13 protein-coding genes and 2 tRNA genes are annotated in these 18,320 nt (G+C 44.3%); 9 read left to right on the top strand and 6 right to left on the bottom strand.

Features of this window, described 5'->3' with window-relative positions; genetic code table 11:
- Positions 1-201: 201 nt before the first annotated feature.
- Positions 202-2,907, bottom strand: a complete 2,706-nt coding sequence (adhE, locus tag F0232_RS14195; RefSeq protein ID WP_061033761.1) for a bifunctional acetaldehyde-CoA/alcohol dehydrogenase — start codon at positions 2,905-2,907, stop codon at positions 202-204.
- A gap of 640 nt (positions 2,908-3,547) precedes the next feature.
- Here adhE and F0232_RS14190 point away from each other — a divergent pair.
- Together F0232_RS14190 and F0232_RS14185 are read left to right on the top strand one after the other, a co-directional pair.
- Positions 3,548-4,186, top strand: a complete 639-nt coding sequence (locus F0232_RS14190; RefSeq protein WP_008223294.1) for a YchE family NAAT transporter — start codon at positions 3,548-3,550, stop codon at positions 4,184-4,186.
- Between the two features lie 148 nt (positions 4,187-4,334).
- Positions 4,335-5,177 (top strand): ion transporter, encoded by an 843-nt coding sequence (locus F0232_RS14185; protein WP_105057428.1) that lies wholly within the window; start codon positions 4,335-4,337, stop codon positions 5,175-5,177.
- A 411-nt stretch (positions 5,178-5,588) separates the two neighbouring features.
- Here the strand turns inward: F0232_RS14185 and asd are convergent, their stop codons facing one another.
- Positions 5,589-6,707 (bottom strand): aspartate-semialdehyde dehydrogenase, encoded by a 1,119-nt coding sequence (gene asd / locus F0232_RS14180; RefSeq protein ID WP_008223285.1) that lies wholly within the window; start codon positions 6,705-6,707, stop codon positions 5,589-5,591.
- 501 nt (positions 6,708-7,208) lie between these two features.
- Here asd and nhaC point away from each other — a divergent pair.
- Complete coding sequence (gene nhaC, locus F0232_RS14175) at positions 7,209-8,645, top strand: Na+/H+ antiporter NhaC (RefSeq protein WP_061033758.1); 1,437 nt, start codon at positions 7,209-7,211, stop codon at positions 8,643-8,645.
- 100 nt (positions 8,646-8,745) lie between these two features.
- Here nhaC and F0232_RS14170 read toward each other — a convergent pair whose 3' ends face one another.
- From F0232_RS14170 to yejK, 3 genes are all read right to left on the bottom strand, one after another.
- The gene (locus tag F0232_RS14170; protein WP_061033757.1) at positions 8,746-9,924 is read right to left on the bottom strand and encodes a hypothetical protein; all 1,179 of its coding nucleotides are present in this window, start codon (positions 9,922-9,924) and stop codon (positions 8,746-8,748) included.
- Between the two features lie 76 nt (positions 9,925-10,000).
- Positions 10,001-11,389, bottom strand: a complete 1,389-nt coding sequence (locus F0232_RS14165) for an Hpt domain-containing protein (protein ID WP_105057429.1) — start codon at positions 11,387-11,389, stop codon at positions 10,001-10,003.
- Positions 11,390-11,496: 107 nt separating this feature from the next.
- Positions 11,497-12,501, bottom strand: a complete 1,005-nt coding sequence (yejK, locus tag F0232_RS14160) for a nucleoid-associated protein YejK (RefSeq protein ID WP_061033755.1) — start codon at positions 12,499-12,501, stop codon at positions 11,497-11,499.
- Between the two features lie 84 nt (positions 12,502-12,585).
- Here yejK and F0232_RS14155 point away from each other — a divergent pair, with 84 nt between their 5' ends.
- The 4 genes from F0232_RS14155 (at position 12,586) to F0232_RS14140 (ending at position 15,364) form a co-directional block, all read left to right on the top strand.
- Complete coding sequence (locus F0232_RS14155) at positions 12,586-12,813, top strand: YejL family protein (protein WP_004740674.1); 228 nt, start codon at positions 12,586-12,588, stop codon at positions 12,811-12,813.
- Between the two features lie 28 nt (positions 12,814-12,841).
- Positions 12,842-14,644: a DUF3413 domain-containing protein gene (locus tag F0232_RS14150; protein ID WP_061033754.1), complete on the top strand. Its 1,803-nt coding sequence runs from the start codon at positions 12,842-12,844 to the stop codon at positions 14,642-14,644.
- A 138-nt stretch (positions 14,645-14,782) separates the two neighbouring features.
- A tRNA-Ser gene (locus F0232_RS14145) sits at positions 14,783-14,873 on the top strand.
- 400 nt (positions 14,874-15,273) lie between these two features.
- Positions 15,274-15,364: transfer RNA gene (locus F0232_RS14140), tRNA-Ser, on the top strand.
- Between the two features lie 64 nt (positions 15,365-15,428).
- Here the strand turns inward: F0232_RS14140 and F0232_RS14135 are convergent.
- The gene (locus tag F0232_RS14135) at positions 15,429-16,349 is read right to left on the bottom strand and encodes a histone deacetylase (protein WP_061033753.1); all 921 of its coding nucleotides are present in this window, start codon (positions 16,347-16,349) and stop codon (positions 15,429-15,431) included.
- Positions 16,350-16,610: 261 nt separating this feature from the next.
- On the opposite strand from F0232_RS14135, the gene F0232_RS14130 reads away from it, so the two are divergent.
- Entirely contained in the window at positions 16,611-17,297 is a 687-nt protein-coding gene (locus F0232_RS14130; protein WP_061033752.1) for an SDR family oxidoreductase, read from the top strand.
- 7 nt (positions 17,298-17,304) lie between these two features.
- The gene (locus tag F0232_RS14125; protein WP_105057430.1) at positions 17,305-18,306 is read left to right on the top strand and encodes a DUF3080 domain-containing protein; all 1,002 of its coding nucleotides are present in this window, start codon (positions 17,305-17,307) and stop codon (positions 18,304-18,306) included.
- Positions 18,307-18,320: the final 14 nt, after the last annotated feature.

Here is an 18,320-nt window from a genome sequence, read left to right as displayed (position 1 = left end):
ATTCGGCATGAAAACGGTAGTTTGTGTATGATTTTTGTTTGGCGACTAAACCATATCACTTACTACCGTTTTTGTTTTTAGTTCCCGCTAATCCGCGATGAACCTAAAAAAAGCCCCAGTCTTTCGACTGGGGCTTTTAACTTTTCCCGATAGATAAGTATCGTGCTAGCGAAAACTTATCTCAAAACTAATGCTTACTTATTATGCGTTAGCTTTTTCTTTCTTAGCTTTTGGCGCTTTTGCTTCAGCTGGTTTTTGGTCTGCTTTCTTAAGGATAACTGTAGTACCTTCGAAAGTTTCACCTTCAACGTAAGCTTCGCCGTAGTAAGAAGTTGTTAGTACTTCTTTAAGCTCAGTGATTAGTGGGTAACGTGGGTTAGCACCTGTACATTGGTCATCGAACGCTTCAACCGCTAGCTCGTCTAGCTTAGCAATGAAGTCAGACTCGTTAACACCCGCAGCTTGGATAGATAGTGGGATGTCTAGGTCTTTCTTAAGCTCTTCTAACCAAGTTAGTAGACGTTCAATCTTCTGAGCAGTACGGTCACCAGCTTGGCTTAGGCCTAGGTGGTCAGCAACTTCTGCGTAACGACGACGTGCTTGTGGACGGTCGTACTGAGAGAATGCAGTCTGCTTAGTTGGGTTATCGTTCGCGTTGTAACGTACCACGTTTGAGATAAGTAGTGCGTTAGCAAGACCGTGCGGTAGGTGGAACTCAGCACCAATTTTGTGAGCCATTGAGTGACACACACCTAGGAATGCGTTCGCAAATGCTACACCAGCGATAGTTGCTGCGTTGTGTACTTTCTCACGAGCGATTGGGTCAGCCGCACCATTTTTGTAGCTTGATGGTAGGTATTCTTTAAGCATCTTAAGTGCTTGAAGAGCTTGACCGTCTGAGTATTCGTTCGCTAGAACAGATACGTAAGCTTCAAGAGCGTGAGTTACTGCATCGTAACCACCGAACGCTGTTAGAGACTTAGGCATGTTCATTACTAGGTTCGCATCAACGATAGCCATGTTTGGCGTGATTTCGTAGTCAGCTAGTGGGTACTTAGCACCAGTCTTGTCGTCTGTAACAACAGCGAATGGAGTAACCTCTGAACCAGTACCTGAAGTTGTAGTGATACATACAAGCTCAGCTTTTTGACCCATTTTAGGGAACTTGTAGATACGTTTACGGATATCCATAAAGCGCATTGCTAGTTCTTCGAAGTGAGTTTCTGGGTGCTCGTACATAACCCACATGATCTTAGCAGCATCCATTGGAGAACCGCCACCTAGAGCAAGGATTACGTCAGGTTGGAAGCTCTTCATTGCTTCAGCGCCTTTCTCAACAACAGATAGCGTTGGATCCGCTTCTACGTCGAAGAAAGTTTGAACTTCGATGCCTTGTGCTTTAAGCAGGCTAACTACGTCATCAGCGTAACCGTTGTTGAATAGGAAACGGTCAGTTACTAGGAATGCGCGTTTCTTGCCTTCTAGGTCGCTCATTGCGATTGGAAGGCTACCACGACGGAAGTAGATAGACTTAGGTAGTTTGTGCCACAACATGTTTTCAGCTCGCTTCGCTACAGTTTTCTTGTTGATTAGGTGCTTAGGACCTACGTTCTCAGAGATAGAGTTACCACCCCATGAACCACAACCTAGAGTTAGAGAAGGTGCAACGTTGAAGTTGTACAGGTCACCGATACCACCGTGAGTAGTAGGGATGTTGATTAGGATACGAGCAGTCTTCATCTTGTCACCGAAGTAACGGATGCGCTCTGCGTTAGTATCTTGGTTAGTGTAAAGACCAGATGTATGACCGATACCACCGATTTCAACCATAGTTACCGCTTGAGCAACAGCGTCTTCGAAGTCGTCTGCGCGGAATAGACCTAGAGTTGGAGATAGTTTCTCGTGAGCGAATTCGTCATCGTAAGAAACTTTACCAAGACCTTCACCTACAAGTACTTTTGTATCAGCAGGAACTTTAACACCTGCCATTTCAGCGATTGCTGGAGCAGGTTGACCTACGATTTTAGCGTTTAGGTTGCCGTCGATAAGAAGTACTTTACGTACTTTATCTGCGTCAGCTTTAGACAGAACGTGAGCTTTGTGAGAAGCGAAACGCTCTTTAACTTCTTCGTATACATCGCTAACAACGATTGCAGCTTGCTCAGAAGCACATACAACGCCGTTATCGAATGTCTTAGACATTAGGATAGATGCTACAGCACGTTTGATGTCAGCTGTTTCATCGATAACTACAGGAACGTTACCAGCACCAACACCGATAGCAGGCTTACCAGAAGAGTATGCTGCTTTAACCATGCCTGGACCACCAGTAGCAAGGATAAGTGCGATACCGTCGTGCTTCATAAGCGCGTTAGAAAGCTCTACAGATGGTTGGTCGATCCAACCGATGATGTCTTTTGGAGCACCCGCTGCAACCGCTGCGTCTAGTACAAGTTTCGCTGCGTCGTTAGTTGAGTTCTTTGCACGTGGGTGTGGCGAGAAGATGATGCCGTTACGTGTTTTAAGAGAGATTAGAGATTTGAAGATTGCTGTAGAAGTTGGGTTCGTTGTTGGAACGATACCACAGATGATACCTACAGGCTCAGCGATAGTCATTGTGCCTAGGTTGTCATCTTCTTCTAAGATGCCACATGTTTTTTCGTCTTTGTATTTGTTGTAGATAAATTCAGATGCAAAGTGGTTTTTGATAACCTTATCTTCAACAATACCCATTCCAGATTCAGCTACTGCTTGTTGTGCAAGTGGAATACGAGCGTGGTTAGCAGCAAGAGAAGCTGCGCGGAAGATTGCGTCTACTTTCTCTTGAGAGAATGTTGCAAACTCTTCTTGTGCTGCTTTAACGCGAGCTACTAGAGCATCAAGTTCCGCTAAGTTAGTTACAGGCATGGTGGATCTCCTAAAATAATAAATATTAAAAACTTTTTATTAAACTCGCTGCTTGCCGTTAACCTTAAACACCAGCGCTCTTAGTAAATTGCTTTCAGGGCTGAGTATATTATTTCACTGTGTGAAAAAAATTGACCCAGATCAGTTACCCAAAAGGAATTAACCAGAAAGTAGTAAGGCAATCGCAAAAATGAACTTAAGAGCATGATTTATATAGATTAATATCACACTTTTCGTTCGCACAAAAAACAAGCAAACAGACAACTTTTTTCTACATAGCGTCATAAACTGTAAAAAAGTTTCATTTTTAGTCAGCTCACTTACATGTATACGGCCAAAACTGTGCTACTGAGAGTATATCCATACCGTTGCAACCAGCTAGAAACTGTCATAATTTTTATTAAAAGCGTGCGCGAGGTAACATTTAACTCAAATCACGTTACAACATGAAACACGAGAAAACACTTTGTAACAACAGCATTACACATCTCACACTCAATTAGTTTTTCTAAAAAATAGCCCCCTCTTCACGTTAGTTTTTTTCATTCGCTCTGATTGAATTTGTCCCTTACATTACGCACTCTGATAAAGGTCAGATCAAACCCACTACCCTACTTAACGTTACTTGGAGATCGCTCTCATGCAAGGTTTAGAACTCGCAATCTTTATGCAATTCTTCCTTGGGCTTGTTGCAGCCGTAAACCCAATCGGCATCATGCCTGTTTTTGTTTCTTTAACTGCTCATATGCCACCAGAAGAGCGAAACAGGACAGCCTTACAAGCTAATATTGCCGTTGCTGTTATCTTGATCGTGTCGCTAGTTGCAGGTCAGTTGCTACTCGATATGTTTAGCATTTCACTAGACTCGTTTCGCGTAGCGGGTGGTTTACTGTTATTGAGCATCGCATTTTCGATGATGAGCGGTAAGCTCGGTGAAGATAAGCAGAACAAACAAGAGAAATCGGAATACATCAGTAAAGAGCAGATCGGCGTTGTTCCGCTGGCTATGCCGCTAATGGCAGGCCCAGGTGCAATCAGTTCTACTATTGTTTACGGTTCTCGTTATCCTGCGGCAATTGATACCATTGGAATTGGTATCAGTATTATTGCATTCGCAACTTGCTCTTGGCTTTTGTTCCGTTCAGCGCCTGTTATCGTGCGCTTTTTAGGTCAAACCGGGATTAACGTTATCACCCGTATCATGGGCTTGATTCTTGGTGCACTTGGCATCGAGTTCATTGCGAATGGCTTGCGTAACCTATTCCCAGGTTTAGCATAGCGACTAACAGCACAGGGTCGCTTAACTGCGGCTATTTAATGTGGAACACATATGAGGCGAGGAAAGCAATTTGGCTTTCACTCGCCTCGTTATTATGAAGCTTGTATAATGACGGTTAACGCATTTAATAGAAGACGAAGCTTTCCTTATGTCACGCAAGCCACTTAAGCATCATTTGTACGTCATTATCTTTGGCACGCACACGCCAGCCGGACGCGCATTTGATATTTCACTGATCGTTGCAATTTTGGCTTCGTTGCTGGTTCTTATTCTTGAGTCTATCCCTAATGTCATGACGGAATGGTCGCAAGAGCTTCGTTACATAGAATACAGCTTTACCGCCTTATTCACCGTCGAGTATCTGCTAAGGCTCTACTGTTCTCCAAAACCGAAATCTTACGCTACCAGCTTTTATGGTGTCGTTGACCTGTTAGCGATTCTCCCAACCTACCTAGCGATCATCTTCCCGGGCGCTTCGTTTATGGGGGTAGTGAGATTGCTACGTGTGATGCGTATCTTCCGAATTCTCAAGCTAGTTCGCTATTTACAAGACTCCAACATATTGCTGCGCTCACTGTTAATGGCGAGACGAAAAATTCTCATCTTCTTCAGTACAGTCGGCATCTTGGTTGTGATCTTTGGTGCTTTGATCTTTGTTATTGAAGGACCTGAGAATGGCTTCACCAGTATCCCTCACAGTATCTATTGGGCGATTGTGACGATCACAACCGTTGGTTACGGAGACATGGTTCCACAAACGGCAATCGGCAAAGCTATTGCATCTTTGACCATGTTGTTAGGTTATTCCATCCTTGCGGTGCCGACCGGGATTATTACCGCCGAACTCAGTAATGAAATGAACTCGCATAAAGAGTTAGTCAAATGCCCAAACTGCAATCGCGCGGGTCATGATTCTGATGCCATCTATTGTAAACACTGTGCCAGTGAATTGGCCGACCCTGACAAACGAGTCGTTACTGAAGAGAGCTAAGAGCAGATACGGGATTCGAGTAGCGAGATGCGAAAGGATTTAAGAGCAGTTTCGAGAACCGGATAATGAAATATTAAGGGACTAGAAAGGGTGGCGTTTACCGTCACCTTTTTTGTTGTTGATTCACTGAGCAAAAGCTAGATTCCCGACTACGCTCCTCCGTCGCTATCGGAAATGACACAATTTAAGTTAGGAGAAAAACGTCACCCTCAAGAGTGAGGAACGAACGAGTTGGGGATCTCTTCCTTGTCCCATAGCAAACGAGAAAAGTTAAGTGAAGTTGCGAGTGAAATTAATCAACCTTCCGCGATCAAAAAAGCCGATGTATTAACACCGGCTTTTGTCTCTCACGAAGCTAAGCATTCACAAAGAGTGGCGCCTGCTTAACTTTTGAATGGAAAGAGCTTTCGATTACGCTTTTTCAGCTAGGATAATACGTAAAGTACGACGTAGTGGTTCTGCTGCACCCCAAAGCAGTTGGTCACCAACCGTGAATGCGTTTAGGAAGTCGTTACCCATAGACATCTTACGCAGACGACCTACTGGTACAGACATAGTGCCTGTTACTTTAGCCGGAGTCAGTTCTTGCGCCGTAATGTCACGGTCGTTAGGAATTACTTTAACCCAATCGTTGTGAGTTGCGATGATCTCTTCAATCTCATCCATTGGAACGTCTTGCTTAAGCTTGATCGTAAGTGCTTGAGCGTGACAACGCATTGCACCGATACGTACACAAGTACCATCAATTGGAATAGGCTGACCATCTAGGCCAAGAATCTTGTTCGCTTCAACGCCCGCTTTCCACTCTTCTTTGCTCTGACCATTTTCACGCTTCACATCGATCCAAGGAATCAGAGAACCCGCTAAAGGAGCACCAAACTGGTCTGTTGGGAATGAAGATGAACGGATGGTGTCAGCAACTTTCTTATCAATATCAAGAATTGAGCTTGCAGGGTTCGCTAGCTCAGAGCTTACGCTGTCGTTAATCACACCCATTTGTGAGATAAGCTCACGCATGTTCTTAGCACCTGCGCCTGAAGCTGCTTGGTAAGTCATGGCACTCATCCACTCAACCATGCCTTTCTCATACAGGCCGCCCAGTGCCATAAGCATTAGGCTCACTGTGCAGTTACCGCCAACAAAAGTATTCGTGCCGCTGTGAATGCCTTGTTGGATTTGAGCCAAGTTAACAGGGTCAAGAGTGATGATTGAATCAGCGTCCATACGTAGAGTAGAAGCAGCGTCAATCCAGTAACCTTTCCAACCCGCTTGACGTAGCGCTGGGTATACTTTTGATGTGTAGTCACCACCTTGACAGGTAATTACGGCATCTAACTGTTTAAGGCTATCAATGTCAAAAGCATCTTGAAGTAGACCCGCATCTTTACCGCCTAGAACAGGGGCAGGAATACCAATCTGAGATGTGCTGTAATAAACAGGCTCAATCAGGTCGAAGTCTTTCTCTTCAACCATACGTTGCATCAGTACAGAACCCACCATACCGCGCCAACCAACTAGACCTACTCTCATCGCTCACTCTCCATGTATAAAATTAAAAAATTGCTCTCCCCCATCTATAAGTTTTTCAGAAACAGAACTCAAGTGCTTTTTGTCAAAAAGTGTAACTTTTTCGTTTCTTTTAAGTGAACGCGATGAATCACAAAGTTATCTCAGTACAGAGATTCAGCCTCCAGCTTATTGATAGGAAGAGCAACACCGCAAAATTCAACGATTTAGCACGCTAAACCTAACAACAGAACTCCGATCACAAACAGTAATTCCCTCTATTAAACCATGGTTAATTGGCATTTTATTTTACAAAACGAAAACAACGTGCGACAGAATTCAACATGTAACAATCATGAATTTAACAAAAAATTAGATTATGAAACCATAACAGGTCCGATATGCAGTCAAATATCACAACTTAAGTGTATTTTTTCGATATAATAATCTAATTACTGTAGTGTCCATTTCGTACCCCACAATATAATGAAGCACTATAAATGCTCGAAATCACAAGAGGCTTTTATGAAGCAGAGTAAAACTCGCCTACCGAACCTGATGCAGGTATTCATCGCGTTAGGACTATTTCTATCCCTTGCTTTTTCCTTTACAGCAAAGCTTGACCTTCCAATCCAACTTGCCTTGTACATTGGTTGGTTCATTATCATGGTGCTTGGTATTCGTCTTGGACACCAATACAAAGACTTAGAAAAAGCAGCACTCAAAGGAATATCTAACGGTTTAGGCGCAGTTTTAATACTTTTAGCCGTTGGCGCTCTTGTTGGTACTTGGATCTCTGGCGGGATCGTACCGACCATCATTTACTATGGTCTGAAAGCTATCCATCCTTCTATCTTCCTTTTGGCGACCATGATCATCTGTTCTCTAACAGCGTTGGCTACTGGTACTTCTTGGGGTGCCGCTGGTACAGCGGGTATTGCGATGATGGGTATTGGCCAAGGCCTAGGTGTTCCAGCGCCAATTACGGCAGGTGCAGTACTGTCAGGTTGTTACTTCGGTGACAAAATGTCTCCACTTTCTGATTCAGTAATTTTGGCTTCTTCTATGTCTAACGTAGAAGTGGTTGAACATATCAAAGGCATGCTGCCTGTAGCATTAATCAGCTACGTTATTACTGGCATCATGTTTACCGCGTTTGGCTTCCACTACGCCGGTAACGTTGACATGAGCCAAGTAGAATCTGTTATCAAAGCGATGGAAGTTCAGTTCTACATCACGCCATACTCATTTGTTCCGGTACTGATCGTATTAGGCCTACTGGCTTTCCGTATGCCTTCATTCCCAGTAATCAGCTTTGGTTCTCTGCTCGGTATTATCTGGGCAGTTATGATTCAAGAGATCGACTTCCTAACAGCATTCAACACAGCATGGGCACCGTTCTCCATCTCATCTGGCGTCGACTTCATTGACTCAATCCTAAACCGCGGTGGTATGTCTTCAATGCTTGGTTCAGTTGCAGTTATCGTGTTCGGCCTTGGTTTTGGTGGCTTACTGGATAAAGTAGGCGTACTAGAAACCATCGCAAAAGTCTTCGAACGCCGCGTAAACAGCGCAGGTTCGCTAGCAACCAGCACGATTGGTACGGCTTTCATGGGTAACGTGTTTGGCTCTGCAATGTACGTATCACTGATCCTGACACCAAAAATCTGTGCGAAAAACTACGACCGCCTAGGTTACAAACGTAAGAACCTTTCTCGTAACGCTGAGTTCGGCGGTACGTTGACATCAGGTATGGTGCCTTGGAGTGACAACGGTATCTACATGGCGAGTATTCTAGGCGTTGCGACGCTGTCATACGCACCATTCATGTGGCTAAGCTTCATCTGTATCATCGTCACTATCGTAACCTCTTACATGGGTTGGTTCGTTGATAAGTGTGAACCAACAGCTCCGGTCGTTGAAACGGAAGAAGCGGCAGAGCTGACAAAGCAACAAGCCTAGTAGTTCATCGTTCAAAAACGTTAGAACGTAAAACAAACCGTTAATGATATAAATGCAAAAAGAGCGCCCTAGAGCGCTCTTTTCTTATCTGATGATTTGCTTATTTGTTGGCGGTTCGTTTACCCAACCAATAACCGATACCTAAAGGTGCAAAGAACACCACTAAGATAAATAAGATGAAGTAGATAATCACACCTTTGATTAGCTCCATCAGCTTATCAATCGCAAGTACAACGACCTCTTGAGAGACACGGTCTAAATCCTGAGTGAACAGTTCTCTTTCAGATGTCACGATACCTGCAATCTCAATACGCTCTTTCTCAATCATCTGCACCAGAGCTTCTCTCTCACGCGTTACCATCTTTTCTAACGCCACACGCTCATCACTCAGCATAGCCAGCTTTTGGTCTGTTTTGTCGCTAAGATCATTAAGCAGCGGCTGCATTTCTGCCGACATAATGGAAGCCAGTGTTTGCATGTATTCAGGGTTGTTCTCAATGAAGTCCTGCATGCTTGCTGACGTTTGGCGAAGGCTTTCTAGTGTCATAGACAAATCTTCACCGGTCAGTGAGCTGTTCATCGCCACTAACTCTGCTTTCCAAGACATCAGTTTTGGCGTTTGGTCCGCCATTAAGCTTAAACGGTCTGATGCGTCGCTCATGGCTTCTGGCATGGTGCCTAGGCTCTGAACGATCTGTGATTCATCTTTACCAAGGTAAGCAAGCCATTCTCGATAAGCGGGCGTACTTCTGAAGGTAAGATCTTTAAAGGGATTGCTCGCAACAAATTCGGCAACAAATGCCTTGCTCTTTTTAAAATCACTCGAGCTCAAAACGCCCTTTGCTAGCTTTTCCGCTTCTTGGTCGAGAGAACGTGCTGTGTTAACCGCATGATCCGCCGTGAACAGATCCGCTCCTTCACCTTCGGCATAGAATTGATTCATTTGTGCAGTAAACACCCAAGTATCGATGAGAGCAGACATAGGAGAAGTTTGGTAAGCCGCTTGTTGTAAGCCCTGCTCTGCGTGGATTTTCCAAAGCAACACATAAGATTGATGTAAGGTGTCATCGGCAGGATAAGATTGCGCGATTAAATCAGCCGAGTCTTCTACTTGTGTAAAAAACAACTTAGCGTATTCACGCGTCATGAGCCGAGCATTCAGCTCTTGTTGAGTGAGAGGCGTCGTCTGACTATCTAACTTAACTTCTAAGAGAGAACAACCACTTAGCACAATGCTAAGCACCAACACCATCCAACTTCGACTCAAAACTCGTAACATAAAAACCTCTGACAAAGACTAAGGGCGCGGATTGTATGAGCGCTTCGTCAGAGTATTGTCAAAACTCCCGCAAAAGTTAACGCTGATTATCTAAATATTCGACAGCGGAATCCACCGAGGCTTTTATCGCCTGCTCAAGCTCAGTCAGATCATGTTCACTGATGGCTCTGGATTGCTTCATTGTCATCTCGATACTTGCGGCAATAATCGCTAATCGCGATGCTTTAATGCTGCCTGCCACACCTTTTAGACTGTGCACAATACGAGCAGCTGAGGTTTCATCTTTGGTCAACAGCGCTTTAAACTTTTCAAAGTCGTTAGCGTGGTCTTGGACAAAAACCCCAAGCAACAATTCTACCGATTCCGCATCGCCATCGAGTGTTTCGAGCATATCTTCAATATCAATCGCGGGCTTTGAATCCGTCACACTGGCAACATGCCTCTCAGTCAAAGCCGCCTCTTGCAAATCAGGTTGGCTTGCAGTGTCCATAGTTTGTAGAGGTTGTGTCTGCTGATTCGACGCGGCGTCAGAATCACTTTCAAGCTTTTCAGTTACTGAGGGAGGCGGTTCCACGCTGGTTTCAGGAAACAATTCTTCTTTATCAGAAAATTGAACCACCTTCTCCATGCTAGGTTCGGGATCAGCACTCAGCTCCGCTTTAGGTTGCTGCGCCGATTTTCTCACGTTGATACTCCAAACAACCAATGCACCCATCGCCACTAAGCTCAAACCTAACATCACAAGTAAAAGGTTAAACTGACGTTCATGATACTCAGCCTCCAATTTGATGATCTGCTTATTCACTGAGTTCTGTTTAATCTTATCGACTAGAAAGTTAAGTTGAGCATAATCCACCAATAAAGCAGAAGCATCAGCCAACAACTGTTGGATGGCGTCCTGCTCCTCCGTCTTTAACTTGTAAGATCTTTCAAGAATAGAATCAAAGGCTCGATAGGTTGCCGACGAGCTTTGGCTGTCTGAATACATGGCTTCAAAAACCACCACTCCGAATTCATTTAGCAACGGTTTTAACTTGGGAGATAACTGCTTGTCTGCACGTAAAAGCTTGATGTTATCGACAATCTCTTGAACCTGACTTTCGATTGGAATGAACTCGTCAAATTTGTCCAAGAACTGGTCTGCCACATAAAGCAGTTGGTTTACGTCAGGGCGGAAAAATGCGTTTTGGAAATCGGATTCGATCTGAAGTCGAATCGAATAAACTAATTGAGCGTCAAGAGCTAACTCATTGATGCGTGAGACGCGAAGTGGTTCCGAGAAATAGAGTGACTGTCTTAATTCGTTAACGCGAATACCCAGCTCTTCGATTTGAGCAAGAGAGTTTGTGTAGGAACGGCTTAGGTTGAGAAGTGCCAATGAAGGAAGTAGCCACAGAACCAAAATCACAACTAAGAAAGTGGCTGGTTTATTAAAGCGAGTGGGCTTTGCTACTGATTGTTCCATCTATATTCCTTGTGCGTGTTAACTTAAAGCCATTATTGCTATGGCGAAGACACAAAGCACAAAAACAAGCGACAGCATCCTACTGCCGCTTACCTATTCACTTCGGACTATGACTTATTACGAGTCAGTTGGTCACGTAAGTTTGGCGGTGTGCCTTTAATCGTTAGTGTATCTGTCTCCGGATCATAGAAGATACGCTCGCCTAGAAGCAGACTATCAAAACTAACATTCAAACCGCCACCAGCACCAACAAATTTTGTTAGTTTACGCATAGTTGCGCGATCTGCAGGGAAGCTGTCTTCTAACTCGTAGCCTTGCTCACTAGTATAGTCAAAGAAGCTGGTGCCATCTGAGCTTGCTGGTAATTCGCCAGACAGTTCACGCACTTGAACCTCATCACCCGCTTTTAACTGCTCGTTACAGTAATCAGCAACCTGCTTTTTGTAGCTGATCGCTTCCTCTTTCTCTAATTTAGAGTCAGAAACAAAATCTTCTACCGCTTGCATCAGCACCTGGTTTTGCAGTTTTGCATCCAGACCTACTTCCGCTTGAAGAAAATCTAAGAAGAAGTCGGCCACTTTACGACCAACACGTCCTTTAATGTACGTTAGGTAACGGTTTGACTCTTTGTCTGTCTCGTAAGTAGAAAGATCTAAGCGAGCTGCGATGTCCATTTTAGAGATATCTAAGTAGTCAGTCGCACTGATATCTAACCCTTCTGTTACCTTCAAGCTTTGGTTTGAAGGCAGTAGACCAATGAAAAGGTAGTCAGTTGCAAGTGACTGATATTCAGCCATTACCAAGATGCCTTCATCAGCAAATGGGTATTTTGAAAGCTCGTCTTTTAGACGTTGCGCACTCTTTTGAGAAAAATCGTAAAAGTTTGTCTCACCAGCACGAAGTTGATGCAACCACTGTTGGAATTCGCTGTCAGATTTGAAAGAACCAAACCCTTTGCCTGCTTTTGAGTTAAAAACACGATGAAGTTCAGCAACTAGGCTTTCAGAAGAAGCATCGTTTTCTAGAGATTCAGCACGATAGTTAACAATCAGTTCTTCCTGATCGTTCTTGCTCAGCTGGTGTAAAATTACGTTGGAAAGGTGAAGGCTCATAGTGAAAATATTACCGTTCAGGTTTCAGTTGTCGTGCATAGTAGGTTATCATAAGCCGCTTTTACTATCATTATTAGAGTCCTTATGCCGATTATATCTAAATACACAGATGAACAAGTTGAAAAAATCCTAGCTGAAGTAGGTGCTGTACTATCTAAGCACAAAGCTTCACCAGAACTTTCACTGATGATCGCTGGAAATATCGCAACCAATGTCTTAAATCAGAACGTTGCTGCTTCACAACGCAAAGGAATTGCTGAAAAATTTGCCGAGGCTTTAATTTCTTCTCTTGAAGATAAAAAGTCTCACTAAATTTGATTGACGGATAAAAGAATTATAAATGGTAGACAGCGCAAACTCATATAGCGATCGTGTATCTCGCCTAGTTGGTTGGGGTCACTGGTTTGCATTTTTCAACATCATTGCTGCGATGTTGATTGGTACTCGTTATATCACTCAATCTGCTTGGCCAGAAACCCTGCTGGGTCAGTTCTATTTGGCTGCGTCATGGGTTGGTCATTTCGGCTTTTTGGTATTTGCGCTCTATCTATTAGTGCTGTTCCCGCTCACATTTATTCTTCCGTCGAGGAAGTTATTACGTTTGGTTGCCGTTTGCTTTGCGACCATAGGTTTAACTGTCCTATTGATTGATACCCAAACGTATCAAGATATAAACCTCCACCTGACGCCTGTCGTGTGGGAGGTTTTATTCAGTGGAGAGGAGTCTGCATTCACATCTGACTTGCAGCACCTCTTCATTGTTATGCCGCTTATCTTCTTGCTGCAACTCGGTCTATCTGAGTGGGTTTGGCGTAAGCAGCGTAAACTGTCTCATAAACACATCGGTCGTCCTATTACCGCCGTCTTCTTCCTGTGTTTCATCAGTAGCCACCTGACTTACATGTGGGCTGATGCGTATTTCTATAACCCAATTACCAGCCAAAAAGCCAACTTCCCACTGTCTTACCCAATGACAGCGAAAAGCTTTATGGAGAAACATGGTCTGTTAGACCGTGAAGAATATCTAGAGCGTTTAGAAGCGAACAAAGGCAATGTAAACCTTGTTAGCTACCCGCTAGAAGAAATTCAATACAACCGCCGCAGTGATGACTTGAACATCCTGATGGTGAGCGTGAATAACCTACGCTCAGACGCTCTTAACGAAGCATCAATGCCGAATAGCTATGCATTCGCGCAACAGTCGATCAACTTTACTAACCATTACAGTTCTAGTAACGACATGTTTGGTATTTTCGGTTTGTTCTACGGCCTTCCGAGCAGCTATGCGAGCAGCATTGAAGCTCAAGGCGCGAGCTCAGTACTATTGGATGTATTAGATAATCACAATTACAAGTTGGCCGCATTCAGCGGTGACAACTTTGACGATACACTTTACTCGGACATCATCTTCCGAGGCCGTAAGATCATGTCAGAGCAAGCGACGTTTAATGACCAGAGTGCAATCCAAGCTTGGTCAAGCTGGGTGGAATCACCGAAAGCTAAACGCCCTTGGTTTAACTTTATTGAGCTGACAACACTGGACAACTTTGCAAGTTCAGAAGCCGAGTCAGACTCAGCGTTAACAACCGCAGAGCGCTTTGCTGCTGATTATCAAAAGTCAGCTCAAGCAGCGGACGCACAGCTTGCGACCATCTACGCAGAATTGGAACGCTTAGACCTTATCGATAATACGGTGGTTATCATTACCTCCAATCATGGTACTGAGTTTAACGAAACCAAGACTAACAGCTGGGGTGCAAACTCTAACTACAGTCGTTATCAATTGCAGGTTCCGCTGTTTATCAGCTGGCCAGGTAAATCAGCGTCTGAGTACACTCACCGCTCTAGCCACTTAGATATTTCAGTAACACTAATGCAAGAGCTACTGGGTGTATCTTCAAACCCAACTGACTTTAGCAGCGGCCGCAGCTTGTTTGATGAGCGTAAGAGAAAATGGGTTCTTGCGGGTGATTCTCGTGAGTTAGCGCTTGTGACAGATAAGCAAACTACTGTGCTAGATAAGTTTGGTAACTACAAACTGTACGACCAAGATTACCAACGACTAAAAAATGTAAGCCCTCGCTTACCAGTGCTCATGCAAGGCCTCACTGAATTACAGCGATTCTACGCAAAAAATGATTAAATGATCACCAAACGAAGAAGGGAAGCCAATGGCTTCCCTTTTTTATTGCCGTTAATGCCTAGAAAACAAGCAACAGAACAAATTTATGTAAATTAGGGGTTTACAAGATCCTCATGCCCTTATATTATTCACGCCACTGGAGGGATGGCTGAGTGGTCGAAAGCACCGGTCTTGAAAACCGGCAACCGTTAATAGCGGTTCTAGGGTTCAAATCCCTATCCCTCCACCACATTAGAGAAAGCCGCTGAGAAATCAGCGGCTTTTTTGCATCTAGGGTTTACCACTTATCTCTATGCTTTCCCCCTCACACTAAGTGAACCTTGAGTAGCTGTTAATACCGCAGTCTCTCGGTTATCTAGCGTTACTCCTTCTATTACTTTGCCAAACTTTCAGCTAAAGATTCCTGTTATTACCTATTTAGTTCACCAGGCTTAGGACACATGCCGTTCTTTGGCACTCGTTTTTAACTTTTAGCTATCCGTTTTTAGTTGGTAGTTAAGATAAACCATCAGAAAGTGCACAATAAACGGCCATTCAATACAAAAACAGCGAAAAGCGTTCATAAAAAAAGCAGTCAGTTAATAAGGGTATTTACAAGCGAAAGCCACCCTTATATTATACGCGGCATCGGAGGGATGGCTGAGTGGTCGAAAGCACCGGTCTTGAAAACCGGCAACCGTTAATAGCGGTTCTAGGGTTCAAATCCCTATCCCTCCACCACATTAGAAAAAGCCGCTGAGAAATCAGCGGCTTTTTTGTATCTGAAGAAAACTAGCTCAGCAAGTCAACTATTCACGGCTAGGGCCGCTTTCAAAAGCTGCATGTGGATCGGTACTAAATCTTGATGTTGAGTTCGATAGCCTCCTCCAACAACACACGCCATTGGAATAGACTCTGATTTTGCTAAGCTAATCATGAAGCAATCGCGTTCAAAGATTCCTTGCGTCGATACATTCAAGTAACCCAACTCATCGTCTTGGTGGATATCGACACCCGCATCATAAATGATCAGATCAGGTTGGTGATGCGCAATTGCCAGCTTAGTCACTTGCTCAAAACAACGCAGAAACTCTTCATCTTCCGTCTCGCGACTTAATGGCACATCCAGATCCGATAGTGGCTTTCTTGCTGGGAAGTTTTTGTCGCAGTGAAATGACAAAGTGATGATCTCATCGCTCTCTTGGCAGAGTGTCGCCGTCCCATCGCCATGGTGTACGTCACTGTCTACGATCAGCACCTTATCAACCTGCTCAAAGGTAAGTGCATGCTTTGCTGCTAACACCAAATCATTCAACAAACAAAATCCGCTGCCGAAATCATGATGCGCGTGGTGATAACCACCACTCAAATGAATCGCTAAACCACTCTCTATTGCCATTTCAGCGGCCAAGCAGGTTCCACCACTTGAGTAGAGTGTTCTCTCAATAAGTTGCTCGCTCCACGGGAAACCGATGCGTCTCATTTTAGCCGCAGGCAAATTACCAGACACGAGTAAATCGACATAGTCACTATCGTGTACTTGTTTTACTTGCTCAACCGAAACGGGCGTTGGTTGGCACACTTCAAACTTGCTCTTCCATCGAGGTTCACTATCCATCAGCGCCTCAACAGCACTATGTAACAACTGATATTTGTTGATTGGGTAGCGATGGCCTTCTGGTAAAGGTAACTGTGAATAGATTGGGTGGTAAATTAAAGGAATCATAATCGAGTTAATTGCTTATCTTTCTCAAAATCATAACAGCCTCAGACTTGGCGACAACCCATATTAATGATAACAATTATCATTATCCCTAATAATCTTCAGAGAAAGTAATGAAAAACCTAATACTTACCCTTGGGGTGATCTGTGGCTCAGCGACAGCAGTAATGATTTTTGTCGGAATGCTAATGGCCAGTTGGTGGGCCGTTGATTTTCTTGTGTTAAGCCATCACACTTAACTAATTGAACTGAAAAGGAATCACCATGAGCGTTATTTTTATTACTGGAGCAAACCGAGGCATTGGTTTAAGCCTTGCTCAACAATACCTTAAGGACAATCACACCGTTTACGCTACCTATCGTGATACTTCATCGGCACATGAGTTACTGGCACTCGCAGAACATTACAGCAACTTAACCTGCATTCAACTAGACATCACTGATTACCAAGCCACCAGCAGACTACCAGCTCAGATACAGCACATTGATATTCTGATTAACAATGCTGGCTATTACGGTCCTAAAGGTTACGGACTGGGTAACACCAACGTAGAAGAGTGGCGACGCGTTTTTGAAGTCAACACTATTGCGCCATTGAAGCTAGTTGAAACACTTCTCCCTATGCTAGAAGCCAGTGACCTGAAAAAGATAGCTTGCTTGTCTTCTCGAGTGGGCAGCATGGCAGAAAATACTTCTGGCGGAGGCTACATCTATCGCTCTTCTAAAGCGGCTCTCAACTCGGTTGTAAAAAGTTTAAGCAACGATCTAACTAGCAACGGCTTCACGGTATTGGCGCTGCATCCAGGTTGGGTACAGACAGAAATGGGTGGTCCTAATGCTCTTATTGATACAGACACTTCAGCGTCTGGTCTTATTAAAGTCATCGAATCTGCCAGAACTGAAGTAAGTGGTCACTTCTTCAATTTCGATGGCAGTGAAATAGACTGGTAGGTAACCCATGAATCTTCGCCTTCTTACAAACTTCGTACGACGCTCACTACTGATTTTAATCACCGTGGTGCTCGGAGGGTGTTTTGGGGAAGGTCCTGGAGACTTGTTCGATGACTATCAAATCAAGGTAGCCAGAGTGCAAGATGCTGAAGAGCTCAAACAAGACTGGGAGTTTGAGGGGTTGCCAAGAAAGCGAGAGTTATTGCTAAACGTCCCCTCTGTTTCTATTGGGCTCATCGACAGCTATCAACTTCGCCAATGTGGGCTTTTCAACCTGATTGCTGAGCGTAACTCAGTGCTCGGAAAAGTCGCGGACGAATTCCGCAATTACGATTATCAAGTTGCTCTACTCGAAGGCGTAGGCAAGTGCTTATCCAGTGATGAGCTAGACCCAGAAATCATCGAACTCTTGAGACGGATCGAGCAACAGAAGCTCGCTCAGTTTCCGCTCCATCAATGGAACCTGATTTATGCTAGCGATGCCATGCAGTCACAGATGCGTGGTAGCCAGTGGCTACGTCAGGATATTGGTCAACAAGTAAGGCAGACGAGCGACGCCTTGGAGCATCTTAACCATTCGTTAAATACACCACTTGTTTCGGGCAAAACCACAGAGGTGCAAGAGGTGTTAGAGAAGAGCTCTACCCTTGGGGATCTGTATTATTCGCTTGCTCGTGCGTCGGTTGAACTCGATACCATCACCAAGCAACTCACTACTTTTGATGCCAATATCATCTGCGGAAAACAACGAGACACCACTAAGTTCCGTTACCTCAACAACGTATTCGAGCAACAATACATTGGCAAGGTACAACCTTACATGGCGCAACTGGATGGCTACTATCAACAGCTCGCTCCGCAACTGGCAATGTTTGACGCTCAACCAGAACTCCACAGCTACTACTTCCCCATCCAAGATACGCACCGAGCCTTTCGCGCATCAACTCGCCGTCATGTTGATTACTGGCAACAATTGTTTAAACGTTGTGGTCGTAAGGTCGGACGTTAATCCCTCTACCGATA

Source organism: Vibrio sp. T3Y01, assembly GCF_013114525.1.
In the GTDB taxonomy this organism is placed as follows: Bacteria; Pseudomonadota; Gammaproteobacteria; order Enterobacterales; family Vibrionaceae; genus Vibrio; species Vibrio chagasii_B.
The sequence above is the reverse complement of the archived record's forward strand: the minus strand, read 5'-3'. Positions and strand labels throughout refer to the sequence as shown.

Excerpts from the sequence above, each read along its gene's own strand:
- F0232_RS14190 (WP_008223294.1), top strand. The coding sequence starts at position 3,548 with ATGCAAGGTTTAGAACTCGCAATCTTTATGCAATTCTTCCTTGGGCTT.
- F0232_RS14135 (WP_061033753.1), bottom strand. The coding sequence starts at position 16,349 with ATGATTCCTTTAATTTACCACCCAATCTATTCACAGTTACCTTTACCA.
- yejK (WP_061033755.1), bottom strand. The coding sequence starts at position 12,501 with ATGAGCCTTCACCTTTCCAACGTAATTTTACACCAGCTGAGCAAGAAC.
- F0232_RS14155 (WP_004740674.1), top strand. The coding sequence starts at position 12,586 with ATGCCGATTATATCTAAATACACAGATGAACAAGTTGAAAAAATCCTA.
- asd (WP_008223285.1), bottom strand. The coding sequence starts at position 6,707 with ATGAGAGTAGGTCTAGTTGGTTGGCGCGGTATGGTGGGTTCTGTACTG.
- F0232_RS14150 (WP_061033754.1), top strand. The coding sequence starts at position 12,842 with ATGGTAGACAGCGCAAACTCATATAGCGATCGTGTATCTCGCCTAGTT.
- F0232_RS14185 (WP_105057428.1), top strand. The coding sequence starts at position 4,335 with ATGTCACGCAAGCCACTTAAGCATCATTTGTACGTCATTATCTTTGGC.
- F0232_RS14170 (WP_061033757.1), bottom strand. The coding sequence starts at position 9,924 with ATGTTACGAGTTTTGAGTCGAAGTTGGATGGTGTTGGTGCTTAGCATT.
- F0232_RS14165 (WP_105057429.1), bottom strand. The coding sequence starts at position 11,389 with ATGGAACAATCAGTAGCAAAGCCCACTCGCTTTAATAAACCAGCCACT.
- F0232_RS14130 (WP_061033752.1), top strand. The coding sequence starts at position 16,611 with ATGAGCGTTATTTTTATTACTGGAGCAAACCGAGGCATTGGTTTAAGC.
- nhaC (WP_061033758.1), top strand. The coding sequence starts at position 7,209 with ATGAAGCAGAGTAAAACTCGCCTACCGAACCTGATGCAGGTATTCATC.
- adhE (WP_061033761.1), bottom strand. The coding sequence starts at position 2,907 with ATGCCTGTAACTAACTTAGCGGAACTTGATGCTCTAGTAGCTCGCGTT.
- F0232_RS14125 (WP_105057430.1), top strand. The coding sequence starts at position 17,305 with ATGAATCTTCGCCTTCTTACAAACTTCGTACGACGCTCACTACTGATT.